Annotated in this window: 24 protein-coding genes, 1 other RNA gene and 1 pseudogene; 13 read left to right on the forward strand and 13 right to left on the reverse strand. The window is 74.9% G+C overall.

Going from position 1 to position 25270, the window contains the following annotated elements; all coding sequences use genetic code 11:
* Positions 1 to 209: 209 nt before the first annotated feature.
* Positions 210 to 569, reverse strand: coding sequence for a response regulator (locus ACZ6S8_RS05615; RefSeq protein ID WP_469453543.1), 360 nt, complete (start codon positions 567 to 569; stop codon positions 210 to 212).
* A 262-nt stretch (positions 570 to 831) separates the two neighbouring features.
* Here ACZ6S8_RS05615 and ACZ6S8_RS05620 point away from each other — a divergent pair, with 262 nt between their 5' ends.
* From ACZ6S8_RS05620 to ACZ6S8_RS05630, 3 genes are read left to right on the forward strand one after another with little or no spacing between them, the layout of a single operon-like run.
* Positions 832 to 1686: a MaoC/PaaZ C-terminal domain-containing protein gene (locus ACZ6S8_RS05620; RefSeq protein WP_469452802.1), complete on the forward strand. Its 855-nt coding sequence runs from the start codon at positions 832 to 834 to the stop codon at positions 1684 to 1686.
* 48 nt (positions 1687 to 1734) lie between these two features.
* Complete coding sequence (locus ACZ6S8_RS05625; RefSeq protein WP_469452803.1) at positions 1735 to 2811, forward strand: Zn-dependent alcohol dehydrogenase; 1077 nt, start codon at positions 1735 to 1737, stop codon at positions 2809 to 2811.
* A gap of 24 nt (positions 2812 to 2835) precedes the next feature.
* A complete protein-coding gene (locus ACZ6S8_RS05630; RefSeq protein WP_469452805.1) occupies positions 2836 to 3777 on the forward strand; it encodes a 3-oxoacyl-ACP reductase in 942 nt (313 codons plus the stop codon).
* A 52-nt stretch (positions 3778 to 3829) separates the two neighbouring features.
* Here the strand turns inward: ACZ6S8_RS05630 and ACZ6S8_RS05635 are convergent, their stop codons facing one another.
* Positions 3830 to 4906 (reverse strand): hypothetical protein, encoded by a 1077-nt coding sequence (locus tag ACZ6S8_RS05635; protein ID WP_469452807.1) that lies wholly within the window; start codon positions 4904 to 4906, stop codon positions 3830 to 3832.
* A gap of 417 nt (positions 4907 to 5323) precedes the next feature.
* Here ACZ6S8_RS05635 and ACZ6S8_RS05640 point away from each other — a divergent pair, with 417 nt between their 5' ends.
* The 3 genes from ACZ6S8_RS05640 to ACZ6S8_RS05650 are packed head-to-tail and all read left to right on the forward strand — an operon-like array spanning position 5324 to position 8243.
* The gene (locus ACZ6S8_RS05640) at positions 5324 to 6181 is read left to right on the forward strand and encodes a Nif3-like dinuclear metal center hexameric protein (protein ID WP_469452808.1); all 858 of its coding nucleotides are present in this window, start codon (positions 5324 to 5326) and stop codon (positions 6179 to 6181) included.
* Complete coding sequence (locus tag ACZ6S8_RS05645) at positions 6178 to 6921, forward strand: zinc ribbon domain-containing protein (RefSeq protein ID WP_469453545.1); 744 nt, start codon at positions 6178 to 6180, stop codon at positions 6919 to 6921. The genes ACZ6S8_RS05640 and ACZ6S8_RS05645 overlap by 4 nt, the downstream gene beginning before the upstream one ends.
* Positions 6921 to 8243 (forward strand): bifunctional RNase H/acid phosphatase, encoded by a 1323-nt coding sequence (locus tag ACZ6S8_RS05650; RefSeq protein ID WP_469452810.1) that lies wholly within the window; start codon positions 6921 to 6923, stop codon positions 8241 to 8243. The genes ACZ6S8_RS05645 and ACZ6S8_RS05650 overlap by 1 nt, the downstream gene beginning before the upstream one ends.
* A 67-nt stretch (positions 8244 to 8310) precedes the next feature.
* Here ACZ6S8_RS05650 and ACZ6S8_RS05655 read toward each other — a convergent pair whose 3' ends face one another.
* Together ACZ6S8_RS05655 and rnpB are read right to left on the reverse strand one after the other, a co-directional pair.
* Positions 8311 to 8661 (reverse strand): hypothetical protein, encoded by a 351-nt coding sequence (locus ACZ6S8_RS05655; RefSeq protein ID WP_469452812.1) that lies wholly within the window; start codon positions 8659 to 8661, stop codon positions 8311 to 8313.
* Positions 8662 to 8808: 147 nt separating this feature from the next.
* Positions 8809 to 9211, reverse strand: an RNA gene (gene rnpB, locus ACZ6S8_RS05660) — RNase P RNA component class A.
* Between the two features lie 78 nt (positions 9212 to 9289).
* Between rnpB and ACZ6S8_RS05665 the strand changes: the two genes are divergently transcribed.
* Positions 9290 to 10024, forward strand: coding sequence for a MerR family transcriptional regulator (locus tag ACZ6S8_RS05665; protein WP_469452814.1), 735 nt, complete (start codon positions 9290 to 9292; stop codon positions 10022 to 10024).
* Complete coding sequence (locus ACZ6S8_RS05670; protein WP_469452815.1) at positions 10021 to 10887, forward strand: hypothetical protein; 867 nt, start codon at positions 10021 to 10023, stop codon at positions 10885 to 10887. The genes ACZ6S8_RS05665 and ACZ6S8_RS05670 overlap by 4 nt, the downstream gene beginning before the upstream one ends.
* Before the next feature lie 87 nt (positions 10888 to 10974).
* On the opposite strand, the gene ACZ6S8_RS05675 is transcribed toward ACZ6S8_RS05670, so the two are convergent.
* Positions 10975 to 12417: an RNB domain-containing ribonuclease gene (locus tag ACZ6S8_RS05675; RefSeq protein WP_469452816.1), complete on the reverse strand. Its 1443-nt coding sequence runs from the start codon at positions 12415 to 12417 to the stop codon at positions 10975 to 10977.
* 102 nt (positions 12418 to 12519) lie between these two features.
* Between ACZ6S8_RS05675 and yaaA the strand changes: the two genes are divergently transcribed.
* Positions 12520 to 13323, forward strand: coding sequence for a peroxide stress protein YaaA (yaaA, locus tag ACZ6S8_RS05680; protein WP_469452817.1), 804 nt, complete (start codon positions 12520 to 12522; stop codon positions 13321 to 13323).
* A gap of 127 nt (positions 13324 to 13450) precedes the next feature.
* Here the strand turns inward: yaaA and ACZ6S8_RS05685 are convergent, their stop codons facing one another.
* Both ACZ6S8_RS05685 and ACZ6S8_RS05690 read right to left on the reverse strand, forming a co-directional pair.
* A complete protein-coding gene (locus ACZ6S8_RS05685; protein ID WP_469452819.1) occupies positions 13451 to 14200 on the reverse strand; it encodes a bifunctional DNA primase/polymerase in 750 nt (249 codons plus the stop codon).
* Between the two features lie 175 nt (positions 14201 to 14375).
* Entirely contained in the window at positions 14376 to 14987 is a 612-nt protein-coding gene (locus ACZ6S8_RS05690) for a TetR/AcrR family transcriptional regulator (protein ID WP_469452821.1), read from the reverse strand.
* Positions 14988 to 15111: 124 nt separating this feature from the next.
* Between ACZ6S8_RS05690 and ddaH the strand changes: the two are divergent.
* Positions 15112 to 15942, forward strand: a pseudogene (gene ddaH, locus ACZ6S8_RS05695) (dimethylargininase); the annotation flags it as partial.
* A gap of 66 nt (positions 15943 to 16008) precedes the next feature.
* Here the strand turns inward: ddaH and ACZ6S8_RS05700 are convergent.
* Together ACZ6S8_RS05700 and ACZ6S8_RS05705 are read right to left on the reverse strand one after the other, a co-directional pair.
* Positions 16009 to 17019, reverse strand: a complete 1011-nt coding sequence (locus ACZ6S8_RS05700) for a small ribosomal subunit Rsm22 family protein (protein WP_469452823.1) — start codon at positions 17017 to 17019, stop codon at positions 16009 to 16011.
* Between the two features lie 71 nt (positions 17020 to 17090).
* Positions 17091 to 18392 (reverse strand): Bcr/CflA family multidrug efflux MFS transporter, encoded by a 1302-nt coding sequence (locus tag ACZ6S8_RS05705; protein ID WP_469452825.1) that lies wholly within the window; start codon positions 18390 to 18392, stop codon positions 17091 to 17093.
* A 107-nt stretch (positions 18393 to 18499) separates the two neighbouring features.
* Between ACZ6S8_RS05705 and ACZ6S8_RS05710 the strand changes: the two genes are divergently transcribed.
* The 3 genes from ACZ6S8_RS05710 (at position 18500) to ACZ6S8_RS05720 (ending at position 20763) form a co-directional block, all read left to right on the forward strand.
* Positions 18500 to 19261, forward strand: a complete 762-nt coding sequence (locus ACZ6S8_RS05710) for an SDR family oxidoreductase (RefSeq protein WP_469452827.1) — start codon at positions 18500 to 18502, stop codon at positions 19259 to 19261.
* Between the two features lie 66 nt (positions 19262 to 19327).
* On the forward strand, positions 19328 to 20188 hold the full coding sequence (locus ACZ6S8_RS05715; RefSeq protein WP_469452828.1) for a PhzF family phenazine biosynthesis protein: 861 nt from the start codon (positions 19328 to 19330) through the stop codon (positions 20186 to 20188).
* Positions 20188 to 20763, forward strand: a complete 576-nt coding sequence (locus ACZ6S8_RS05720; protein ID WP_469452830.1) for a GNAT family N-acetyltransferase — start codon at positions 20188 to 20190, stop codon at positions 20761 to 20763. The genes ACZ6S8_RS05715 and ACZ6S8_RS05720 overlap by 1 nt, the downstream gene beginning before the upstream one ends.
* 64 nt (positions 20764 to 20827) lie before the next feature.
* Here ACZ6S8_RS05720 and efeU read toward each other — a convergent pair whose 3' ends face one another.
* The 4 genes from efeU to ACZ6S8_RS05740 form a co-directional block, all read right to left on the reverse strand.
* Positions 20828 to 21700 carry an iron uptake transporter permease EfeU gene (gene efeU / locus ACZ6S8_RS05725; RefSeq protein WP_469452831.1) on the reverse strand — a complete coding sequence of 291 codons (873 nt, stop codon included), beginning with the start codon at positions 21698 to 21700 and terminating at the stop codon, positions 20828 to 20830.
* 26 nt (positions 21701 to 21726) lie between these two features.
* A complete protein-coding gene (efeB, locus tag ACZ6S8_RS05730) occupies positions 21727 to 23031 on the reverse strand; it encodes an iron uptake transporter deferrochelatase/peroxidase subunit (protein ID WP_469452833.1) in 1305 nt (434 codons plus the stop codon).
* Positions 23032 to 23065: 34 nt separating this feature from the next.
* Positions 23066 to 24205 carry an iron uptake system protein EfeO gene (efeO, locus tag ACZ6S8_RS05735; RefSeq protein ID WP_469452834.1) on the reverse strand — a complete coding sequence of 380 codons (1140 nt, stop codon included), beginning with the start codon at positions 24203 to 24205 and terminating at the stop codon, positions 23066 to 23068.
* A 177-nt stretch (positions 24206 to 24382) separates the two neighbouring features.
* The gene (locus ACZ6S8_RS05740; RefSeq protein WP_469453547.1) at positions 24383 to 25267 is read right to left on the reverse strand and encodes a heme ABC transporter ATP-binding protein; all 885 of its coding nucleotides are present in this window, start codon (positions 25265 to 25267) and stop codon (positions 24383 to 24385) included.
* Positions 25268 to 25270 lie beyond the last annotated feature (3 nt).

A 25270-nucleotide genomic window follows, 5' to 3' on the forward strand; every position in this document is an offset into this window, starting at 1 on the left:
GCCCCGGGGGGGGGGGGGGGGGGGGGGGGGGGGGGGGGGGCCGGGGGGGGCGGGGGGGGGGCGGGGGGGCGGCGGTACGGACCCGGGGCTCCGCCCCGGACCCCGCGCCTCAAACGCCGGCGGGGCTGGAAGGTGAACGCCGGCGGGGCTGGAAGGTGAACGCCGGCGGGGCTGGAATCGGGCCGTCCGGGGCGGAGCCCCGGGTGGGGCTACGGGCCGGTCAGGGCCGGGTCGATCACCGTTTCGCCGCGGGAGGCGCGGCGCAGGGCGTCCGCCAGGTCCTCCAGCGGGCCGTCCCGCAGGACCAGCCCCGCCGCCCCCGCGGCCAGCGCGGCGGCCGCCAGGCCCGGGTGCGCGGACCCCGTCAGGACCAGCACCCGGCACTCCGGATCCTCCGCCAGCAGTTCCCCGACCGAGGTCACCTCCTCCACCAGCGCGACCGCCGGGCGCGCCAGCTGGTCCCGTACGACCTCGATGTCCGGCTGGAGGCCCAGCTGGATGGCCAGCGCCGGGTTCGGCGGGTGCAGCAGCACGCGCAGGGATCGGGCAGGCCGGTGCGCAACGGGCATTTCGTCCACCCGGCCAGGTTAGGCCTCGGGCCCCCGATCGGGACAGAGCGCGCCAGGCGGGAATCATATCTGACGTTCAGTCAGGAGTCGGGCCGGGAGTCTTCCCAACTGCTGGGGGGTGCGTTATACATTCCTTCACCGGCCCAGTCCTAGAACGCGTTCTAGCATGTGCTCCCGTGCCGGTCCCGCATACGACCTCGGTGCGGCCGACGGTGCGGACGGCCGCACCGAGGTCTTCCAAAGAACAAGGAGCAGCATCCTCATGCCGATCGATGCCGCCAAGGCCCTCGCCGCAGACCCCCGCCGGGGGGACATCGGCTGGGACCACAAGGACATCCAGCTCTACCACCTCGGCCTCGGCGCGGGCCTGCCCGCCACCGACCCCGACGAGCTGCGCTACACCCTGGAGTCCAAGCTCCACGTCCTCCCCAGCTTCGCGACCGTCGCCGGCGCCGGCATGGCCATGATGGGCGGCCTCGCCGCCCCCGGGATCGACGTGAACCTCGCCGCCGTCCTGCACGGCGGCCAGTCCATCCGGCTGCACCGGCCCATCCCCGTCAAGGGGGAGGCCACCACCACCGCCAAGGTCGCCGCCGTCTACGACAAGGGCAAGGCGGCCGTCATCGTCCTGCGCTCCGAGGTCGCCGACGCCGACGGGCCGCTGTGGACCAGTGACGCGCAGATCTTCGTGCGCGGCGAGGGCGGCTTCGGCGGCGAGCGCGGGCCCTCCGTCCGCGAGGAGCTGCCCGAGCGCGCGCCCGACCGGACCGAGGAGCGCACCATCCGCGAGGACCAGGCGCTGCTCTACCGGCTCTCCGGCGACTGGAACCCCCTGCACGCCGACCCCGAGTTCGCCAAGCTGGCCGGCTTCGACCGGCCCATCCTGCACGGCCTGTGCTCGTACGGGATGACCCTCAAGGCCGTCGTCGACACGGCGCTGGACGGGGACGTCTCCCGGGTCCGCGCCTACCGCACGCGCTTCGCCGGGATCGTCTTCCCGGGCGAGACGCTGCGCATCCGGATGTGGCGGGAGCCCGGCCGCGTCCTGGTGTCGGTGACCGTCGCCGACCGGGACGACGCGCCGGTCCTCGCCGACACCGTCGTCGAACACGCGTAAGACAGACCGCCAGCACGCGTAGGACAGACCGACTGAAGGAGCCGCACCGTGCGCGCAGCACTGCAGAGCGAGATCGGCCAGGACAAGCTGGAGGTCGTCGACGACATGGAGGCCGTGGGCCTCGGTCCCGGCAAGGTGAAGATCCGCATCAGGGCCACCGGCCTGTGCCACTCCGACCTCTCCGCGATGAGCGGGATCCTGCCGCAGCCGGCCCCCTTCGTCCCCGGCCACGAGGGCTCCGGGGTGATCGCCGACGTCGGCGACGGGGTCACGCACCTGAAGCAGGGCGACCGGGTCCTCGTCTGCTGGCTGCCGCCGTGCGGCCGGTGTCCCTCCTGCAAGCGCGGCCAGGGCCACCTCTGCCTGGCCAGTCTGGTCAACGCGGGGACCCCCAACTTCCGCCGCGCGGGCGGCGACATCTTCGGCTTCGCCGCCACCGGCACCTTCGCCGAGGAACTCGTCGTCGACGCCCAGTGCGCCGTGCCGATCCCCGACGACGTGCCGTTCGACATCGCCGCCCTCATCGGCTGCGGCGTCACCACCGGCCTCGGCGCCGCGATCAACACCGCCCGGGTGGAGGCCGGCTCCTCCGTGGCCGTCATCGGCTGCGGCGGCGTCGGCATCTCCGTCATCCAGGGCGCCAAGATCCAGGGCGCGGCCCAGATCGTCGCCGTCGACCCGGTGGGGACACGACGGGAGGCGGCCCTGCGCTTCGGGGCCACCGAGGCCGTCGCACCGGACGCCTTCGACGACGCCAAGAACCGCATCACCGGCGGCGAGGGCTTCGACTACGTCTTCGAGGTCGTCGGCAAGTCGGCCACCGCCCAGACCGCGTACAAGATGACCCGGCGCGGCGGCACCGTGTGCGTGGTCGGCGCCGGTGCCATGGACGACACCTTCCAGATCGACATGTTCTCGCTGTTCTTCGACGAGAAGAGGATCCTGCCGTCGATGTACGGCGGCGGCGACGTGCTCCGCTCCTACGAGCGCACCATCGCCCTGTGGCGGGCCGGCCGGGTGGACCTGGAGGGCCTGATCACGCACCGGGTGCAGCTCGCCGAGATCAACGACGCCCTCGACCAGATGCGCACCGGAACCGCCCTGCGCACCTGCATCGAACTCTGACCCGTTTCGAGAGGAACCGTACGGATGTCACTGCCACTTGAGGGACTCTCCGCCATCGTCACCGGCGCGGGCCGCGGCCTCGGCCGGGCCGAGGCGGTCGAGCTCGCACGGCTCGGCGCGAGCGTGGTCGTCAACGACTTCGGCCAGAGCGGCCGGGACGGCTCCGGCGAGGCCTCGGCCGCTCCGGCGGAGGAGGTGGCCGCGGAGATCCGCGCCGCGGGCGGGCAGGCGGTGGCGCACCTGGGCGACGTGGCCGACTTCGAGCAGGCGCGCGAGCTCGTCGAGCTGGCGGTCAGCAGCTTCGGGAAGCTGGACATCCTGGTCAACAACGCGGGCATCCTGCGCGACCGGATGGTCTTCTCGATGTCGGAGCAGGAGTGGGACTCGGTCATCCGGGTCCACCTCAAGGGCCACTTCAACACCACCCACTTCGCCTCCGTGCACTGGCGGGAGCGCTCGAAGGCGGCGGGGGGCCCGGTCTACGGCCGGATCGTCAACACCTCCTCCGAGGCCTTCCTCGGCGGCTCGGCCGGCCAGCCGAACTACGCGGCGGCCAAGGGCGGCATCGTCGGCCTGACGACCTCCACCGCCCTGGCCCTCGCGAAGTACGGGGTGACGGCGAACGCCATCTGCCCGCGCGCCCGCACCAGGATGACCGAGGACGTCTTCGCCGGGTTCCAGGTCCCGGAGGAGGGCAAGCTCGACGCCCTCGCCCCCGAGCACGTGTCCCCGCTCGTCGGCTACCTCGCCTCGCCCGCCTCCGCCAAGGCCAACGGGCAGCTGTTCGTCGTGCACGGCGGGATCGTCGTCGTGATGGAACGCCCCAGGGTGGCGGCCAAGTTCGACACCGCCAAGGAGTCCTTCTCCTACGAGGAGCTCGACGAGCTCCTCACCCCGCACTACGACGCGCGCCCGGCGAACGAGACCTTCGCGGCCACGGAGGTGCTGGGCCTCAAGCACGGCTGACGGCCGCCGCGCCCGGCCCCCGGGGCCGGCACCGGCCCGTCCGCGCCCGGTGTCACCGCAGCGGAGCCTGCTGCAGCGGCACCGGGCGCGGCGGCGCAGGCGGCGGCGGTGGGTCCACGCGGACCGGCGGCGGGGGCGCCGCCGGCAGGCTCATCCCGAGGACCCCGCAGGGCACCTCGGGCGTCGAGTACGGCAGGTGCAGCCGGCCCTCCGCGCTCCACAGGCCGGTCCCCCCGAGCCAGCCCGCCGGGGCGCCGACCCGGAACACGTGCCGGTCGGCGGGCCGCCACAGGGCGAGCCCGCCCCCCTCCAGCCGCAGCGCCACCCCGCAGGTCTCCGGCATCAGCGCCTGGCCCGGCTGCACGGCGAACGGCACGGCCGAGGCGCCGTCCGGGCGCAGGCAGTCCGGGAAGCGCACCGGCAGGGAGCTGCCCAGCACCCCCCAGCCGAGGCGCGGTTCGCCCGGTGCGTCCGAGCGGAGCAGCAGCAGCCCGCTGTCGGGGTCGGCCAGCAGCAGCCGGTCGTCGCTGTCCTCGGTGATCTGGAGCAGCGGGGACACCTGCCCGCACCCCAGGTCCACGGCGACGGCCTTGACGGTGCCGTCCAGCTCGCGGTCCAGGGCCAGCAGCCGGCCGGACCGGTCCAGCCAGACGCCGCCGGAGCACCGCCCCGGGACGCGGGCGACCCGCTGGTGCCCGTAGGGGCCGCCGGCCACCCGCCAGACCGTGGTCCCGTCGTCGGACGCGGCCAGGGCGAAGGCCGAGTGCCCGTCCGGCGACGGCGGCAGCATCGTGACCAGGACTCCCTCCTCCCAGTCGACCGCCCCGAGGGACAGCTCCCCGGTGCGCGGCCCGGAGGCGGCGCCGGTCGGGTACAGCAGGGCGAACGCGTGCCGGTCCGCCACCCGCCGGTGGATCAGCACCCGGCCGTCCGCCAGCGGCAGCACCTCGCTGTCGGCCTCCTCGGGCTGCGCGAGCGGCAGCGGGACCGCGTACGCCTCGGGCCCCGCGAGGGTCCAGCGCTCCACGTACCGCGCCTGTCCGTCCCCGGCGAGCCGGGCGGCGTACGACCCGTCCGCGGCGATCGTGAACGGGGTCGTGGTCGTCATCTCGATGGCACAGACAGTCATCCGTGCGTCACCTCCGGAGTGGAAGCTAGTTTTCGCACGTCACGCCGAACAACACCAGCAACTCCGCTTCACACATACGGGTGGCCGCGCCGGGATTCGCCTGTGCGGAAGGTGCCGATTGTGCTGTGCGATAACGGGGCGTTTGGGGTGCAGAATCGGTTAGGCAGGCCGTACCGGGCATCTCCCGGGCCCCTACCGGCCCTCACCGGCCCCCACCGGCTCCGACCCCGCTCGTGATCCGCTCCCCACCGGCCCCGACCGGCCCGCTCCCGACCTGCTTCGGTCAGGACGACGCCCGGACGACGCCCGGCCGGCCCCCGGCGGGCCGGGCCCCGCACCCTGCGGCCCCGCGCCGGCCCGCCGGCCCCGCGGCCTCCGGGGCCTTGGGCCGGTCGCCACGGACGGTAGCCTTGGCCCGTGCCCCGTCTCTCTGAAGTCATCGCCGCGCTGGACGCTCTCTGGCCCCCCTCGCGGGCCGAGCAGTGGGACTCCGTCGGCACGGTGTGCGGCGACCCCGACGCCGAGGTCACCCGCGTCCTGTTCGCCGTCGACCCGGTCCGCGAGATCGCCGACGAGGCGGTGAAGCTGGGAGCCGACCTGATCGTCACCCACCACCCCCTCTACCTGCGGGGCACCACCACCGTCGAGGCCGGCACCTTCAAGGGCCGCGTCGTGCACACGCTGATCAAGAACGACATCGCGCTGCACGTGGCCCACACCAACGCCGACACCGCCGACCCCGGAGTCTCCGACGCCCTCGCGGGCGCCCTGGACCTGCGGATCACCGGACCCCTCGTACCCGACCCGAGCGACCCGGCCGGCCGCCGCGGCCTCGGCCGGATCTGCGAGCTGGACCACCCCGAGACCCTGCGCGAGTTCGCCGCCCGCGCCGCCGCCCGGCTGCCGCACACCGCGCAGGGCGTCCGCGTCGCGGGCGACCCCGAGGCGGTCATCCGTACCGTCGCCGTCAGCGGCGGCTCCGGCGACAGCCTCTTCGACCAGGTGCGGTCCGCCGGCGTCGACGCCTTCCTGACCGCGGACCTGCGCCACCACCCCGTGTCCGAGGCCCGCGAGCAGACCCCGCTCGCCCTCGTGGACGCCGCCCACTGGGCCACCGAGTGGCCCTGGTGCGAGCAGGCCGCCGCGCAGCTCGACGCGATCTCCGAGCGCCACGGCTGGGGTCTGCGGACCCACGTCTCGCGCACGGTCACCGACCCGTGGACGGCGCACGCGCCGTCCGTGAGCACCCCTTCTATCTCTGGAGCCCCCAACTGAACGCCGAGCCCGCCGACCAGATCCGACTTCTCGACGTCCAGGCCCTGGACGTCCGGCTGTCTCAGCTCGCCCACAAGCGCAAGTCGCTGCCCGTGCACGCCGAGCTGGACACGCTCACCAAGGACCTCGTCCAGCAGCGCGACCTGCTCGTCGCCGCCCAGACCCAGGCCAGCGACACCGCGCGCGAGCAGACCAAGGCGGAGCAGGACGTGGACCAGGTGCGCACGCGCGCGGCCCGCGACCAGCAGCGGCTGGACTCGGGCGTCGGCGTCTCGGCGCGCGACGTGGCGAACCTGCAGAACGAGGTCGTCTCCCTCGCCAAGCGCCAGGGCGACCTGGAGGACCTGGTCCTGGAGGTCATGGAGCGTCTGGAGGCCGCGCAGGAGCGGGTCGCCGCCCTGACCGGACGGGTCACCTCCCTGGAGGCCGAGACGGCGGACGCCACCGCGCGCCGCGACGCGGCCACCGCCGAGATCGACGCCGAGGTCGCCAAGATCGAGAAGGACCGCGAGGTCATCGTCGCCGCCATGCCCGTCGCCCTGATGGCGCTGTACGAGAAGATCCGCGTGAAGCAGGGCGGGGTCGGCGCCGCGCGCCTGTACCAGCGCCGCTGCGAGGGCTGCCGCCTGGAGCTCGACATGGCCGAGGTCAACGAGATCAAGGCCCAGCCGCGCGACCAGGTCGTACGCCACGAGAACTGCGGCCGCATCCTGGTCCGTACGGCCGACTCGGGCGTCTGATGCAGCAGCCCGTCCGGGTCGTCGTGGAGGCGGACGGCGGCTCCCGGGGCAACCCGGGGCCCGCCGGCTACGGCGCGGTCGTCCTCGACCCGGCGACGGGCGAGACGCTCGCCGAGCGCGCCGAGGCGATCGGCGTCGCGACGAACAACGTGGCGGAGTACCGCGGTCTGATCGCCGGACTCCGGGCGGCGCGCGAACTCGCCGCGGACGTGCAGGTGCTGGTCCGGATGGACTCCAAGCTCGTCGTCGAGCAGATGTCGGGCCGCTGGAAGATCAAGCACCCGGACATGAAGCCGCTCGCGGCGGAGGCCGCGAAGATCCTGCCGCGCGCGCAGGTGACGTACGAGTGGATCCCGCGCGAGAAGAACAAGCACGCGGACCGGCTCGCCAACGAGGCGATGGACGCGGCCAAGCGCGGCCGGCCCTGGGAGCCGTCGGGCTCCACGGCCGTCTTTGACCGGGGTGCCGCCCGCGCCCTGGCCACCCCGCCGCCGTCGGGTCCCGTCGGCGACGCCGCGGCCGGGGCGGCGGCCGTACGGGCCGCCCTCGCCGCCGGCACCGGCGCGCGCGGCGGCGCGACGGCGCAGCCCGCCCGCGCCGACACCCTGTTCGGGGACGAGGACGAGGACGAGGACACGGGCGCGGACGCGGTGGCGGGCGCGGACACGGCTGCCGCCCCCGGCTGGGGCCCCGACATGGGCGCCCCCGCCACCTTCGTGCTGCTGCGCCACGGCGAGACCGCCCTCACCCCGCAGAAGCGCTTCTCCGGCAGCGGCGGCTCCGACCCGGAGCTGTCCGCGGCCGGCCGTCGCCAGGCGGCGGCCGTCGCCGGGTCCCTCGCGGCCCGCGGCACCGTCCAGTCGGTGGTCAGCTCCCCGCTGCGCCGCTGCCGCGAGACCGCCCAGGCCGTCGCGGACCGCCTCGGGCTCACCGTGACGGTCGAAGAGGGCCTGCGCGAAGTGGACTTCGGCGCCTGGGAGGGGCTCACCTTCGCCGAGGTGCGCGAGCGCTTCCCGGAGGACCTCCAGGCCTGGCTGGACTCCCCCCGGGCGGCCCCCACGGGCGGCGGCGAGAGCTTCGCGGCCGCCACCCGCCGGATCTCCGCGACCCGGGACCGGCTGCTGGCCGCGCACGCGGGCCGCACCACGCTGCTGGTCACGCACGTGACCCCGGTCAAGATCCTGGTCCGGCTCGCGCTGGGCGCCCCGCCGGAGTCGCTGTTCCGCATGGAGCTGTCGGCGGCCTCGGTGTCGGAGGTGGCCTACTACGCCGACGGCAACGCCTCGGTCCGCCTGCTCAACGACACCGCACACCTGCGCTGACCCCCGGCCCGCCGGCGCCGCCCCCGCCACCGGTCGGCGGCCCGGGCGGGGCGGGCGCGGGGCCGGATCAGCCGAGGAAGTGCTCGCAGTCCGGGCAGCGCCGCCGGGCCGTACGGGCGAGGTTGCCCGCGGTGGCCCGCGCCGGGCGGTCCTCGCCCAGCCCCGCCCACTGCCCGGCGGGCGGGTCGGGGATCCACCCCCACCCGGCCTCCTCCGGAGAGTCCACCCAGTGGACGCAGCCCCGCGGGACGTGCGCGTACCCCTGGGGAGAGATCAGGATCCTGTCGAAGGCGAATCCCGGACGGGCCCGGGGGGCGGCCGCGGCCGCGTCCACCGCACGGGGGCTGCTCCCGTCGCCGGGGCAGTCGCACCCTTCGCCGACGATCAGCTCACACCGGTCGCACCGTTGTCTGCTCATGGGCCAAGGATCCGTCCCGGGGACGATCCGGTGCGAACCGGTCCGACAGGCGAGACCGCAGCCCTCCCGCGGCGGGCCGGACCGCGCGCGGCGGGGGTGAAAAAACCGCCCCGGGCCCGGGGTGAGCCGGGGCGGGGCGGGGGGCGGCAGACGAGCCGGCCTGTACGCCGGGTTCTGTCTCCCGGAGACCTCGCGGTCGCCGGGGAGACGGCCATCCATCTAGGACCGGCGTTGCCGCCGGCCTCGTGCGGTCTACCCGCGAACATCGGGCGGGCAGCCCTCAAGCGTTCGCGCAGACCCGTCCGGGGACGGATCCTCTTGACCTTGCTCCGGGTGGGGTTTACCTAGCCGCCTGGGTCACCCCAGGCGCTGGTGGTCTCTTACACCACCGTTTCACCCTTACCGGCGGCCGAAGCCGCAGGCGGTCTGTTTTCTGTGGCACTGTCCCGCGGGTCACCCCGGGTGGGCGTTACCCACCACCCCGCCCTGTGGAGCCCGGACGTTCCTCGGCGGGATCCCAAGACCCCGACGCGGCCGCCCGGCCGACTCGTCTGTCGTGCCGACCATGCTACCCGGGGCCGCGCCCCGCCTTGACCTTGACGCAGCGGCAGGGTTTCTACTGGAGGGCATGCGGATCGGAGAGATCGCCGCGCTCGTCGGGCTCACCACCCGGGCGATCCGGCACTACCACCACGTCGGGCTGCTCCCGGAACCGGAGCGGCGCCCCAACGGCTACCGGGCCTACAGCATCCGCGACGCCGTCCTGCTCGCCCGGGTGCGCCGGCTCACCGAGCTCGGCCTCGCCCTCGACGAGGTCCGCGACGTGCTCGCGGACGACGCCGGGCGCGAGCTGGCCGACGTACTGGCCGAGCTCGACGCCGACCTGGCGCGGCAGGAGGCCGCGCTGCGGGAGCGGCGGCTGCGGCTGGCCGCGCTCCTCGCGGAGCCGCCCGGAGACACCGGGCCGGTCTCGCCCGCGCTCGCCGCGCTGCTGGCGCGGGCCCCGGAGACGGCCTCGCCGAGCGCAGCCCTGGACCGCGAGTACCTGACGCTGCTGGACACCACCGGCACCGGCGGCCGGGAGGTGTACGAGGTGCTCGCCACCGTGGCCGCCGACCCGGCGGTGCTCGCGCTGTACGAGCGCCTCGACGCGCTCGCCGGGGCCCCCGCCGACGATCCGCGGATCGGGCCCCTCGCCGACGACCTGCTGGCGGCCGTCCCCGACGCGCTGTTCGCCGCGGTCCCCGCCGACGGGCCGGTCGTGGCCGGGTTCAAGGAGGCGCTGCTCGCCGAGTACGCGCCCGCGCAGGCGGAGGTCGTCCGCCGGCTCATGGAAGCGTTCGTGGAGAGGGGCCGGGGATGAACGGCGGCGCAGCGGAGGACCGGGCGCGGGAACGGTCACGAGGCGTACGGGCGGCACGGATCGCGGTCGCCGCCGTCCTGCCCGGGGAACTGGCCCTGGCCGGGTGCCTGGTGGCCGGGGTCCGGCCGCCCGGCTGGGCGCTGGCGGGCGCCGAGGTCCTCGTCCTGGCGGTGCTGCTGCTGGAGGCCTGCGTGCTGCGCTCCCTGTACGCCGCCGCCCGCGCCCGCGGCGAGGACCGGCCCACGGCCCGGCGGTCGGCGCTGCGGCAGGTGGTGCCGGTGGCGGTACGCCGCCTGCTCGTCCACGAGCTGCGCGCCGCGGGTTCCCTCGGCCGGTGGGCGCTGCGCGGGAAGCACGGGGTGCGTCCCGGGGACCTCGCCGCGGCGTACACCGGACCCCAGACGGCGATGATGTACGGCCTGGTGTTCGTGTCGGTGATCGAGACGGTGGCCCTGGCCCTCGTCATCCCCTGGCCGGCCGTCCACCGGGTGGTGCTGGTGCTCGACCTGTACGGCATCGCGTTCGTCCTCGCCCTGCACGCCGCCTGCGTCACCCGGCCGCACGTGGTGCGGCCCGACGGGTCCCTGCGGATCCGCTACGGAGCCCTCTTCGACCTCGCCGTGCCGCCGGACGCGGTGGCCTCGGTCCGGGTCGACCGGCGCTATCCCGAGGGCCGGCTCGTCACCCTCTCCGAGGACGGGGTGCTCGACCTCATCGTCGGCAGCCAGACCTCGGTGACCGTGGAGCTGAACCGGCCGCTGCCCTTCACCCGGCCGCTCGGCGGGCGGGGCGAGGCCCGTACGATCCGGTTCCACGCCGACGACCCGCGCGCCCTGGTGGGCGCCCTGCGGCAGCCCGCCTGACGGCCCCGGACCGATCCGCCCGGACCGATCCGCCCGGACCGGCCCGCCCGCACCGCTCGCGCCGCCCGCGCCGTCGGCGTCGCCCGCTCAGGCCAGGGCGAACAGGACCTTCGCCGTGCCGGGGTCCGCCTCCGTCAGCCGGACCCGGACGCGTTCGCCCAGGGGGAGCGCCGGTCCGGCGGACTCGACGCGGCCGACGACCGCGGGATCCGCCAGCTGGACCGTGCCGACCAGCGGCTCGTGCTCCCGGACGTCGATCACCGTGGCCTCGAAGGCCTCCCCGACGCGGTCCCTGAGCAGGGCGGCCTCGACGAGGTCCACGCACTCCCGCTCGACGGCGTTCGCCCGGCGGGTGCCGTCGGCCATCTCCCGCGGCAGGGCCGCCAGCGCCGACAGCACCCACTCGGGCGTCCCGGCCCCGGCGGCCGCCGCCACGCACAGCTCGCCGGTGTAGCGGTCGACCAGCCGGCGCAGCGGCGCCGTGCAGTGCGTGTACGGGGCCGCCACCGCCGCGTGCACCGCCGGATCGGGGGTCCGGCCGCCGGTGAAGACGGTGTAGCCCGCGCCCCGCAGCAGGGTGGTGCACTCCTGGAGGAAGGCGGCGTGGGCGGGGCGGTGCGGATCGAGGGAACGGACGAGTTCGGCGTAGGGGACGTGGTGCGGCCAGTCGATCCCCAGCGCCTTCGCCGCCCTCCGCAGCCGCCCGACGGCGCCGTCCGGCGCGGTGGGCAGGGTCCGCAGGATGCCGGTCCCGGCGGCGAGCATCAGGTCGGCGGCGGCCATGCCGGTCATGAGGGAGATCTGCGCGTTCCAGCCCTCGGCGGGCAGGGTGGCGCGGTACACGAGGCGGTAGGTGCCGTCGTGCCCGACGACCTCCTGTTCGGGCACGTTCAGCGAGATGCCCCCGCGCTCGCGCTCCAGGGCCTCGCGGAGCCGGCCGATGTCCTTCAGGAGGGCGAGGGGTTCCTCGGCGGCGCCGGTGTCGACTGCCTTCTGGACGCCGTCGTAGTCGAGCCGGGCCCGGCTGCGGACCAGCGCGCGGCGCACGTCGGCGGTCTCCACGCGGCCGTCCGGGTCGAGGTCGAGGCGCCACAGGAGCGCCGGGCGGGTCCGGTCGGGCAGCAGGCTGGCCGCGTCCTCCGAGAGCACGGCCGGGTGCAGCGGGACCCGTCCGTCGGGGAAGTACAGGGTGGTGACGCGGCGGTGGGCCTCCGCGTCGAGCGGGCCGCCGGGGGTGACGAAGGCGCCGACGTCGGCGATGGCGTAGTGCACGCGGTAGCCGCCGCCGGGCCGTCTCTCCAGGTGCATGGCCTGGTCGAGGTCGACGGAGCCCGGCGGGTCGATGGTGAAGAGGGGCAGCTCGGTGGCGTCGTATTCGGGCAGCCGGGGCTCGCGGGCGGCCCGCTCCGCCTCGGCGAGCACCTCGGCCGGGAACTCCTGCGGCACCTCCGGCTTCGTCCGCAGTTCACGCAGCGCCGCCCGCAGGGCAGCCCCGTCCGGGCCGGTGATGTGCAGGTGACGGCGTGGCATGGACCGAGCGTAGGGCCGTCCGGCCGGAGCGGCACGGCGAGCCGTCTACCCTGGCTCCGGGGCCGCATCCCCTGCGCCGTGTCGTACCGAAGGAGAACCACCGTGCTCGTGCTGCTGCCGCCCTCCGAGGGAAAGGCCGCCGGCGGCTCCGGCGCACCGCTGGACCCCGGGTCGCTGTCGCTGCCCGCACTGGCCCCGGCCCGTGCCGCGGTGCTGGAGGAGCTGGTCGCCCTGTGCGGCGCGGACGACGACACCGCGGCGCGCGAGGTGCTGGGCCTGAGCGAGGGACTGCGCGGCGAGGTCGCCAAGAACGCGGAGCTGCGCACGGCGGCCGCCCGCCCGGCGGGCGAGGTCTACACGGGCGTCCTGTACGACGCCCTGGACCTGGCCGGCCTGACCCCCGGGGCGCGCAAACTCGCCGAGGACGCGCTGCTGGTGTTCTCCGGCCTGTGGGGCGCGGTCCGCGTCACCGACCGCATCCCCTCGTACCGCTGCTCGATGGGCGTGAAGCTTCCGGGGCTGGGCGCGCTCGGCGCGTACTGGCGCGGTCCGATGGCGCAGGCGCTGCCGCGGACGGCGGGGGAGGGCCTGGTCCTGGACCTGCGCTCGTCGGCGTACGCGTCCGCGTGGAAGCCGAAGGGCGAGGTGGCGGGGCGGACCGCGACCGTGCGGGTGCTGCACGCGCAGATCGTCGACGGCGTGGAGAAGCGGTCGGTGGTCAGCCACTTCAACAAGGCGACGAAGGGCCGGATGGTCCGGGACCTGCTGCTGGCGGGGGCCGTTCCGGCCGGGCCCGCCGAGCTGGTCGAGGCCCTGCGGGACCTGGGCTACACCGTCGAGGCCGAGGAGCCCGCGAAGGCCGGCAAGGCCTGGTCGCTCGACGTGGTCGTGTCCCAGATCCACTGACCCGCCGACCGCCTGCCCGCCGACCGCCTGCCCGTCGACCGTCTGCCCGCCGATCCGGTGCGCCGGACCTGCCCGGCCCCGTCCGTCCGACGGGGCCGCGCGCGGGACGGCCCGCCGCCCGCAGGGGTTACGCGCGGCCGAGCGGCCAGGCGACCGTGGCCGGGACCTGGTCCGAGGCGCCGGCGTACCGGGCGCAGGCGTCGGTCAGGGTCTCCAGCAGGGTCAGCGGGTCCGGGAGGGGGTGCTCGATGCCGCGGAGCCAGCTCACCGACTCGTCACCGGGGAGGGCCGCCGGCGGTACCAGGACGTAGCTGCCGCGGCAGTGCCAGCGCAGGCCGGGGTGCTCGTCCATCGTCTCGGGGTGGCAGTCCAGCTCGCAGGGCCACCACTCGTCCTCGTCCTCGGGGGTGCCGCGGGTGGCGGTGAAGAACAGCATCCGGGCCTGGTCGCCCGTACCGCCCGACTCGGCGACCGGACCGACGTCGATCCCGGCCTCCAGCAGGCGGGCCAGTGCGGCGGCGCCGGCTTCGAGGGGGACGTCGAGCACGTCGTGGACCATGCCCGTCGCGGTGATGAAGTTGGCCTGGGGCTGATTGCGGGCCCAGCGCTCGACCTGGGCGCGGTCGGTGGTGGACTGGGTCTGCCAGGCGAAGGAGACGGGGTGCCGCGCGGGCGTCGGACAGCCGATCCGGTCGCACGAACAGCGGTAGCCGACGGGGTGGGCGGCGGGGGAGATCGGCAGGCCGGCGGCGGCGACGGCCAGGAGGAGCGCCTCGCGCTCGCGTCCGGGATCCTCGGCGGTGGGTTTCTGCCGCCGGCGCAGCCACTGGGACATCCTGCTCTCGCCGCGCTGGACGCGGCCGGACTCAGACCCCATCTATCCCCTCACCAAACCGAACCGTTAACCCGGCAGACGCTTCCATGCTCCCACCATCCTGCGCCCCGGGTGACCGGACTCCTCAACCGGGGGGCTGGGGAGGGGCAGTGGACAACCCTAGGATAAGCGCATTATTCGGGCATATGTTCCCGGCCTCTCGCCCCTCCCGCCCCGCCTAGCCCTCGGTGACGTTTGCCACCCCGCCGAGCACCCGGTCCACGAGCGCGTCGGTGTACGCGTGCGTGAGCGGGCCCGTGCGCAGCAGCCAGCGGTACGTCAGCGGCCCGAGCAGCATCTCCACCGTCAGGCGTAGATCCGTCTCCGGTGCGAGCTGTCCCGCCTCCCGCGCGGTGCGCAGGCGCTCCTCGTACAGCGCGAGCTGCGGCTCCAGCAGCTGCTCCGTGAAGCGGGCGCCCAGCCCGGGGTCGGTCGCCCCGGCGGCGGCCAGGGCGCGCGCGGGGGCCTCGTACTTCGGGTCGCCGAACTCGTCCACCGTGGCCCGCAGCACGTACTTGAGGTCGGCCGCGAGGTCCCCGGTGTCCGGGAAGCCGGTCCACCCGCCGTCCGTCTCCGCGTCCCCGGCGAGGGCCAGCGAGGCGTCCAGGAGGACCGCCGCCTTGGACGGCCACCACCGGTAGATGGTCTGCTTGCCGACGCCCGCGCGGGCCGCGATGGCCTCCACGGTCAGCCGGTTGTAGCCGACCTCCCCGACCAGGGCGAGCGCGGCGTCGAGGATGGCGCGCCGGGAGCGGTCGCTGCGGCGGGCGGCGTCAGGGGTCTTGGTCATGCCGGGAACGTACCAACCCGAGACGTCTCGTCTTTTCCCGGCGCTCCCTTGAACCACCCGGTCAGGTGGCTGCGCCGTTCCCCCGGAGGAGAGACGATTCTCTCCACACGCGACGCGTAGTCGTGCAAGTCGTGAGGAGCTTTCTTTGCGCAGAGACGCCACACCCCGGCGCTACCTGATGTGCCCACCGGCACACTTCAAGGTCACCTACTCCATCAACCCGTGGATGGATCCCACGAAACCGGTGGACCTGCCCCTCGCCCTCGCCCAGTGGGAGGACCTGAGGGACCGCTACCGCTCGCTCGGGCACACGGTCGAGACCCTCGTACCGGACCCCGCGCTGCCCGACATGGTCTTCGCGGCGAACGGCGCCCTGGTCGTCGACGGCCGGGTGCTCGGCGCCCGGTTCGCCCACCCGGAACGGACCGCCGAGGCCGCGATCCACCTCGACTGGTTCCGGTCCCACGGGTACCGAGACGTCCACGAGCCGGCCCACGTCAACGAGGGCGAGGGCGACTTCGCCGTGACCGCCAGCTACCTGCTGGCCGGCCGGGGCTTCCGCTCCAGCCCGCTCTCGCACGACGAGGCCCAGGAGTTCTTCGGCCGCCCGGTCATCGGCCTCGACCTGGTCGACCCGCGCTACTACCACCTGGACACCGCGCTCAGCGTGCTGGACGGCGACGAGGTCATGTACTACCCGGACGCGTTCTCGCCGGGCAGCCGGGCCGTGCTCCGGCGGCTCTTCCCGGACGCCCTGATCGCCGACGGGCAGGACGCCGCAGCGCTCGGCCTGAACGCCGTCTCCGACGGCCGGCACGTCCTGCTCCCGCAGGCGGCCACCGGACTGCTGGAGCCGCTGCGGGACCGGGGGTTCGAGCCCGTCCCGATGGACCTGGGAGAGCTGCTCAAGGGCGGCGGCAGCGTGAAGTGCTGCACCCAGGAGCTGCGGCCCTAGGGCCGGGTACGGCTGCCCGCGGCCCCGGCCGCGGGCAGCTCGGGGCCGCCCGCTCGGGGCGGCGCCCTACGGGGCCGGCGGCCACTCCCGGCCCCAGTCGACGTCCCGCGCCGCCTTGTACAGGTCGCCGTGGCGCTTGGTGACGGTGGCCCGGGTCAGGCCCGGCGCGTCCCCGTCCCGCGGACCGCAGAGCTCCAGCAGGACGAGCCCCTTGCGGATCTGCGGCCTGCGGATGATCCGGTGGGCGGCCGGCTCCACAGGGAAGCGGGTCGCGGCGACGTAGCTGAACTTCTCGTCCTCGTACGCGAGGGAGCCGCCCTTGACCTTGCGGTGCAGGGAGGACCGGCTGACGCGCGCCGAGAAGTGGCACCAGTCCTGGCCCACCTCGATCGGGCAGGTCCCGTCGTGCGGGCACGGGGCGGCCACCCGCATCCCGGCCGCGATCAGCTGCTCGCGGGCCTCGCGGATGCGCAGGTACCCCTCCGGCGTGCCCGGCTCGATCAGCACCACGGCCTGCCCGGCCCGCGCCGCCTCGTCGACGACGGCCGTGCGCGCCTGCGGGGTCAGCTCGCCGAGCACGTACGAGACCGTCACCAGGTCGGCGTCGGGTACGGCCAGCCCGGAGCCGATGACCGCCCGCCGCCACCCGGCCGCGCGCAGCGCCGCCGAGGAGGACGCGCCCGCCAGCTCCCGGCCCAGGGCCAGGGCGGGCTCCGCCCAGTCCAGCACCGTCGTCGCGCGGGGGCCGTCCCAGGTGGCGTCCACCGCCCAGGCCGCGGCTCCCGTGCCGCCGCCCACGTCCACGTGCGAGGCGGGGGACCAGCCGGGCGCCGCCTCGGCGAGGGCGTCCAGCGCGGCCCGTACGGCCTCGAAGGTGGCGGGCATCCGGTAGGCCGCGTACGCCACCACGTCGGAGCGGTCGCGCAGGACGGGCGCGTCCGTGGGGGTCTCCCCGCGGTAGCTGGCGATGAGCCGCTCGACGGCGGCGGTGGCCTGCTTCGGCGGGAGCCCGTCGAGCAGTCCGCCGAGCACGCTGCGGAGGGTCTCGGCGCTGGTGGTGGGGGTGGTGGCGTTCACCCGCGAAGTTTACGGCGCCCCCGCGGCGCCCCGGGCCGCGCCGGTGCCTGTGCCGGCGCCGGCCCCGGCGGTCACGCGGCCTGCGGCTCGCGGGCCTGCCAGGGGCGGCACATCCCGAGGAAGCAGCCGACCGCCAGCAGCGAGCAGACCAGCTGCACCACCGCCATCGGCACCGCCGTGTCCTCGCCCGCGATCCCGACCAGCGGCGAGGCGATCGCCCCGACGAGGAACGAGGAGGTGCCCAGCAGCGCCGAGGCCGAGCCGGCCGCGTGCGGGGTCCGCATCAGCGCCTGTGCGTTGGTGTTCGGCAGCACCAGGCCCATCGCCGACATCAGCACGAACAGTCCGGCGGACACCGGGACCAGCCCGACCTCCCCGAACACCCCGGTCGACATCAGCAGCAGCGCCACCGAGGCGGCGGTGATGACCCCGAGGCCCACGGCCAGGGCCTTGTCCAGGCTGACCCGGCCGACCAGCAGCTTGCCGTTGACCTGCCCGACGATGATGAGGCCCACCGAGTTGAGGCCGAAGAGCAGGCTGAACGTCTGCGGCGAGGCGCCGTAGATCTCCTGCACCACGAAGGGGGAGGCCGAGATGTACGAGAACAGCACCGCGAACGCGAAGCCGCCGGCCAGGGTGTAGCCGGCGAAGACCCGGTCGCCGAGCAGCCCGCGCATCGTGCGCAGGGCCGAGCCGACGCCGCCGGTGTGCCGCCGCTCGGGCGGCAGGGTCTCGTCGAGCCTGCGCCACACCACCAGGGTCAGCACCAGCCCGACGGCGGTGAGGACGACGAACACCCCGCGCCAGTCCGCGAACCGGAGCACCTGGCCGCCGATGAGCGGGGCGACGATCGGGGCGGCCCCGGATATGAGCATCAGGGTGGAGAAGAACCGGGCCATCTCGACCCCGTCGTACAGGTCGCGCACGACGGCCCGGGCGATGACGATCGCCGCCGCGCCGGCCAGGCCCTGGAGCAGCCGGAAGGCGATCAGCAGCTCGGTGGTCGGGGCCAGCGCGCAGATCGCGGTGGCGAGGACGTAGACGACCATGCCCGCCAGCAGGGGCCTGCGGCGCCCCCACTTGTCGCTCATGGGGCCGATGACGAGCTGGCCCAGTGCCATGCCGGCGAGGCAGGCGGTGAGGGTGAGCTGCACGGTCGCGGCCGGGCTGTTCAGGGCGGTCGTGACCTGCGGCAGGGCCGGCAGGTACATGTCCATGGACAGCGGCGGGAGGGCGGTGAGCCCGCCGAGGATGAAGGTGACCAGCAGACCGGTGCGGCGGGCGGCCGTCAGGGGTGCGGTCGCCGCGGGGGCGGAGGTGGATTCGGGCGACGACTCGTGCGACGCGGCCGTCGCGGGGCCTCTCTCCGACATGCGGAACTCCAGTCATCTCGTCTGTTTTTTGACCCCTGACCGACCCATGCTCTCAGCTGTCGGAACGTCCGGAGGCCGGCCCCCGGTGTGACGTACCCTGCGGCCCCATGAACGAAAGTGGGAAGAAGATCGCCGTGGTGACCGGGGCAGGCTCCGGGATCGGCCGCTCCGTGACCCTCACCCTTGCGGCGGCCGGCTGGGCGGTGGCCGCGGCGGGCCGCCGGACCGGGCCGCTGGAGGACACGGCCGCGGCGGCCGGGGCGGGCGCGGAGGTGTTCCCCGTACGGGCGGACGTGAGCGACCCGGGCGACGTGACCGCGCTGTTCGGGGCGGTGCGGGAGCGGTACGGCCGCCTCGACCTCCTGTTCAACAACGCCGGCACCTTCGGCCCGGGCGGCGTCGCCCTGGAGGACATCACCTACGAGGCCTGGCGCTCCGTCGTCGACGTCAACCTGACCGGCGCGTTCCTGTGCGCCCAGGCCGCCTTCCGCCAGATGAGGGCGCAGGACCCGCAGGGCGGCCGGATCATCAACAACGGCTCCATCTCGGCGCACGTGCCCCGCCCGCACTCCATCGCCTACACGGCCACCAAGCACGCGGTGACCGGCCTGACGAAGTCCCTGTCGCTGGACGGGCGTCCGTACCGCATCGCCTGCGGCCAGATCGACATCGGCAACGCGGCGACCGAGATGACCGAGCGGATGCAGACGGGGATCCTCCAGGCGGACGGCCGGCTCGCCGTCGAACCGGTGATGGACGCGGCCGACGTGGCCCGCACGGTGCTGCACATGGCCGAGCTCCCGCTGGAGGCGAACGTGCAGTTCGCGACGGTGATGGCGACGAACATGCCGTACGTCGGGCGCGGCTGAGGCGGCCCGGGCGGCGGGAGCGGCGGGAGCGGGAATGGCGTGCGGGCGGCGGAGGTTGAGCCGGTCATGACGACCGAAGTGCTGCGCTACACCGCCTTCTCCGACGACCCCGCGGGCGGCAACCCCGCCGGGGTCGTGCCCGACGCGGCCGGGCTGGACGACGCCGCGATGCTGGAGATCGCCGCCGGGCTGGGCTACAGCGAGACGGCCTTCCTGACCGCGCCGCCGCAGGGGCTGGGCGGCGAGCCGGGCCGGGCCTTCACCGTCCGCTACTTCAGCCCCAAGACCGAGGTGCCCTTCTGCGGGCACGCGACCGTGGCCACCGCGGTGGCGCTGGCCGAGCGGATCGGCCCCGGGGAGCTGCTGTTCGCCACGCGCGCCGGGACCGTTCCGGTCTCGGTCACCTCCGAGGAGGGCCGGCTGCGGGCCGTGCTGACCAGCGTCGAGCCGCACACGGAGGAGATCGCCGGCGCCGACCTCGCCGAGGCGCTGGCCGCGCTCGGCTGGCCGGCGGCGGACCTGGACCCGGCGTTCCCGCCGCGGATCGCCTACGCCGGGGCCCGGCACCTGGTGCTCGGCGCCGCCACCCGCGCCCGGCTCGCCGACCTCGACTACGACTTCGCCCGGCTGGAGGCGCTGATGCGGCGCCTGGACCTCGTCACGGTCCAGCTGGTGCACCGGGCGGGCCCGGCGGAGTTCCACGTACGGGACCCCTTCCCCGTCGGCGGCGTCGTCGAGGACCCGGCGACGGGGGCGGCCGCCGCCGCGTTCGGGGCGTACGCGCGCGAGCTGGGCCTGGTCCCGCAGGACGCGGTGCTGACGCTGCACCAGGGCGAGGACATGGGGCGCCCGGGGCTGCTCACCGTGGAGCTGCGCGCCGGGGACCCGCGGGTGCGGGTCGGCGGCGCGGGCGTGCGGATCCCCTGATGGGAGGGGCCCCGGCGCGGGTGCTCTCGTACGCGGCCGACGCGCTTCCCGAGGCCCTCGCGGCGCAGGTCGCGGCCCTGGAGGCGACGGCCTGGCCCGGCTCCTCGCCCGGCCACGACCCGGCGCTGCGGCCGCGGGTGATGCTGCTGCCGGACGGCGGCGGGACGGTGGCCGCGGCGCTCACGCTGCTGCACAAGGAGGTCCGGCTCGGCGGCCGGACCTACCGCGCGGCGGGGCTGAGCGGCGTGGTCACCCGGCCGGAGCTGCGGGGACGCGGCCTGGGCGGCCGCCTGGTCGCGGCGGCCCGCGCGGCCCTGGCGGACAGCGCGGTGGACGTCGCGCTGTTCAGCTGCGACCGGCCGCTGGCGCCGTTCTACGAGGCGGCCGGCTTCGAGGTGCTGCCCGGCACGGTCCTCGTCGGCGGTACCCCCGCCGACCCCCTGGCCAGTGACGCCCCGGGCTTCGACAAGGCCGTGCCGGCCGCGTTCTTCGCGGACCCGGACGGCCGCGTCCGCGCCGCCTTCACCGGCGTCCGCGTCCCCCTCTACCCGGGGACCGTCGACCGGCTGTGGTGAGCGCGGGCCGGACCCGCCGCGCGGACCGGACCCGCCGCGCGCGGGGCCAGCCGCGCTGCGCGGGTCAGCCGCCCTGCGCGGCGCTCCCGCCCGCGGCCGGGCCGCCCTGCGCCGGCGCCGCCGACGGCGTGCGCGGCGTGCGCGACCCCGCCAGGAACAGGAGCAGCACCGGGACCAGATAGAGCACCCACACCGTCAGCTGGAGCACGGTCGGGTCCGGCTGGAAGTTGAAGACGCCCTTGAGCAGGGTCCCGTACCAGCTGTCCGGCGGGACCGCGGCGCTGACGTCGAAGGCCTTGTTCCCCAGGCCGCCCAGGAAGCGGGCCTCCTGGAGGTCGTGCACCCCGTACGCCAGCACGCCCGCCGCCACGACCACCAGCATGGCGCCGGTCCACGTGAAGAACTTCGCCAGGTTGATCCGCAGCGCGCCCCGGTAGAACAGCCAGCCCAGCACGATCGCGGTGGCGATGCCCAGCAGCACCCCGATCAGCGGCGCCGAGGAGCCCTCGCCGCTCGCCCGGACCGACGCCCACACGAACAGGGCGGTCTCCAGGCCCTCGCGGCCGACCGCGAGGAAGGCGGTGGCGACCAGCGCGCCGGTGCCCATGGCCAGCGCCGCGTCGACCCGGCCGTGCAGTTCGGCCTTCAGGTGCCGCGCGGTGCGCTTCATCCAGAAGACCATCCACGTCACCAGGCCCACGGAGACGATGGACAGGGCGCCGCCCAGGAGCTCCTGCGCCTCGAAGGTCAGCTCCTGCGTGCCGAATTCGAGCATCGCGCCGAAGGCCAGCGAGATCCCGCAGGCGAGTCCGATGCCCGTCCACACCGGGCGCAGCGCGTCCCGGCGGTCCGTCTTGACCAGGTAGGCCACCAGGATGCAGACGACCAGGCTGGCTTCCAGCCCCTCGCGCAGGCCGATCAGATAATTGCCGAACACGGCGGTTCTTCCTCTCCGGCGGGTGCTTACGCGAACAGCGTCCGGCCCCACCAGTCGTCCTTGTCGCGGACGCCCGGCGGGACGGCGAAGACGGCCGAACCCACGTGCTGGATGTATTCGTTGAGTACGTCGTGGCGCGCGAGGTTGCGCTGGATCGGGACGAACCCCGTGCGGACGTCGCGCTGGTAGGCCAGGAAGAACAGGCCCGCGTCGAGCCGTCCCAGCCCGTCCGTGCCGTCGGTGAAGGAGTAGCCGCGGCGCAGGATCGTCGCCCCGGAGTTGCTGTCCGGGTGCGACAGGCGCACGTGCGCCTCCGGCTTCATCGCCTTCAGGAACGGCTCGTCGCGCTCCTTGGACTTGCCCACCGGGGCGCCCTCGCCCTTGTCGCGGCCGAAGATGTCCTCCTGCTCCTGCAGCGAGGTGCGGTCCCAGGTCTCGATGTTCATCCGGATGCGCCGGGCCACCAGGTACGAGCCGCCGGCCATCCAGGGGCTGCCGTCGCCGTCGGCCCCGGCCCACACGTGCTTCTCCAGGGCGGCGGAGTCGGTGCCCGCGATGTTCCGGGTGCCGTCCTTGAAGCCCATCATGTTGCGGGGCGTCTGCTCGTCCGGGGTGGTCGAGGAGGTCTTGCCGAAGCCGAGCTGCGACCAGCGCACCGCCACCCGGCCGAAGCCGATGCGGGCGAGCTGGCGGATGGCGTGCACGGCCACCTGGGGGTCGTCGGCGCAGGCCTGGACGCACAGGTCGCCGCCGGAACGGGCCGGGTCCAGGTTGTCGCCCGGGAACTGCTCCAGGTCGACCAGGGCGGCGGGCCGGCTGCCCTCCAGTCCGAACCGGTCCTTGGCGAAGAGCCCGGGACCGAAGCCGACGGTCAGGGTGAGGCGGGAGGCCTTCAGGCCCAGTGCCTCGCCCGTGTCGTCCGGCGGGGCCTGCGGCAGGCCGCCGAAGCCGCCCTCGCCGACCGGGAGGCCTGCCGTCATCAGCCGGGCCGCTTGCGTCCACTCCTTCAGGAGCTCCACCAGCTCGGCGCGGTCCTTCGTCTTCACGTCGAAGGCCGCGAAGTGCAGGCGGTCCTGCACGGCGCTGGCGATGCCCGCCTGGTGCGCGCCGTGGAACGGTACGGAACCGCCCGCCGCGGCCACCGGCACGGCGTCGGGGGAGCCGCCGAGGGCCACCGCCGCACCGCCGGCCGCGGCGGCGCCGAGCGCGAGCCCGGCACCGCCCCAGCCCAGGACGGCACGCCGGGAGGGCGCGGCGGCGGCCGTGGGGGTGTCCGGGCCCGCGCTGCGGTCTTCCGGTTCCGGCCGCTGCGCCGGCTGAGGCTCGCTCATCGTGCTCTCCCGCCCGCTCCGTTCTCCGTACCGCCTACTTCGCGACCGCAGCGGCCAGCTTGGAGAGCGGCTCGGCGAGGGCGTTGACGCCGTCCGAGAGCTCCTTGCGCTCCGGCTCGCCGACCTTGTCGTACGCGGTGAACTCGTAGCCGGTCTTGTCGGCGCGGTACTTGTCCAGCAGCGTGTTCAGGGCCGCGAACTGGGTGTCCAGCTGCTTGGACAGCGCGGGGTCGTTCTTCGCGGCGATCGGCTTCAGGAGCTCGTACGCCTTCTCCGCGCCCTCGACGTTGGCCTTGAAGTCGACCAGGTCGGTGTGGGAGTAGCGCTCCTCCTCGCCGGTGACCTTGCCGGTGGCGACCTCGTCGAGGAGCTCCTTGGCGCCGTTGGCCATCGAGGTGGGGGTGATCTCGGCCTGGCCGACCTTCTTCTGCCAGTCGGTGAGGTCCGTGATCAGGGTGTCGGCGAGCTTCTTCTCCTCGTCGCCGATCTTGTTGTCGGCCCACAGGGCCTTCTCCAGGCGGTGCCAGCCGGTCCACTCCTGGCCGGGCTCCAGGCCGTCCTCGCGGACGTCGACCTTCGGGTCGATGTCGCCGAAGGACTCGGCGACCGGCTCGGTGCGCTCCCAGCCGATGCGCGAGGGCGCGTACGCCTTCTTCGCGGCCTCGACGTCGCCGGCCTTGACCGCGTCCGCGAAGGCCTGCGCCTTGGGGAGGGTCTCCTCGGACTGCGCGACCACGTACTGGCGGTAGGCGGCGACCGCGGCGTCCGCCTCGGGGCTGCGCTTCTCGACGGCGCCCTGGCCGGTGGCCTTGACCTGGGTGCGCAGGCCGTCGCCCTTCATGCCCGGCTTGCAGACGATCTCGTAGTCGCCCGCCTTGATCTCGGCGGTGATGGAGGCCTTGGTGCCGGGGCCGATGTTCTCGCGCTCGGTCACGATCCGGTCGTCCGGGAAGAGGACGTACAGCTCGGTGACCTTGGCGCCCTTGTTCTCGACGTCGATCTGGACCTTGCCGGCCGGGAACTCCGTCTTCGAGACGTCGCATGCGGTGTCGGAGGCCGCGACCTTGATCGCCCCGTCGCCGCCGGGGGCGCTCTTCTCGGCGCAGCCGGTGACGGCGGTGAGCGCGGCCACCAGGGAGGCGGCGGCGACGACGGTGAGGCGGGCGGGACGCATACGGGGCTCCTGGGCTTCGGACGAGGGCCGTCCCAGGGGAAGGGGAGGCCAGTGAGGCGGACCTAACTTAACCGAGGCTTACCTCACCCATACCCGCCCGTACAGTGATTCAGCTCTCAGATTCCGGCGGCGGACACGGGCCTGTCACGGCCCCCCCACGAAGGCCCCACGGGCAGGTCAAGCGCTCGTCAAGCCCGGTTCGGCGTGCGGCCGGGCGGCGTCGGCGAGGGGGGCCGCCGTACGGACGGGAACCACCAGCGGGGCGCCGGAGCGGGGGTGCGCGAAGACCTCCACGGGCTGCCGGTAGACCCGGCTGAGCAGGGCGTCCTCGAAGACCGCGGACGGCGGTCCGTCCGCCGCGATCCGGCCGTCGTGCAGGACGGCGGCCCGGTCCGCGTAGGCCGCGGCCAGCCCCAGGTCGTGCAGGACGACGACCACGGCGTCACCGGCGGCCGCCCGTTCCCGGCAGATCCGCAGCACGAGCTCCTGGTGGCGCAGGTCGAGGGCGGCGGTGGGCTCGTCCAGCAGCAGCAGCGGGGCCCGCTGGGCCAGGACGCGGGCCAGTGCGACGCGGGCGCGCTCGCCGCCGGACAGGGCGGAGAAGGGGCGGTCGGCGAAGCCGGTCACCTCGGTGGCGGCCATGGCCGCGGCCACCGCCTCCTCGTCGGACTCGGCGAACGGGGTGCCCGCCCAGGGCGCGCGGCCCATCCGTACGACGTCCTCCACCGGGAAGGGGAAGGACAGCGCGGCCGACTGGGGGAGCACCGAGCGGCGCAGGGCGAGGTCGGCGGCGCTCCAGTCGCCCACCGGCCGGCCGTCGATGCGGATCTCGCCGGAGGCGGCGGGCAGGTCGGCGGCGAGCGCTGCCAGCAGGGTGGACTTGCCGGCGCCGTTCGGGCCGACCAGCGCCAGCACCTCCCCGGCGCGGGCGGTCAGGTCGATGCCGGCCAGGACCTCGCGCTGTCCGAGCCGTACGTGCAGGCCGGTGACCTCGGCGAGGGCCGCGCCGGGGGCGGGCCGGGCCGGGACGGTGCGCTTGGTGCGGGCGAGGAGCCCGGTCAGCCT

The sequence above is a fragment of the Streptomyces sp. NPDC048461 genome (genome assembly GCF_055587105.1).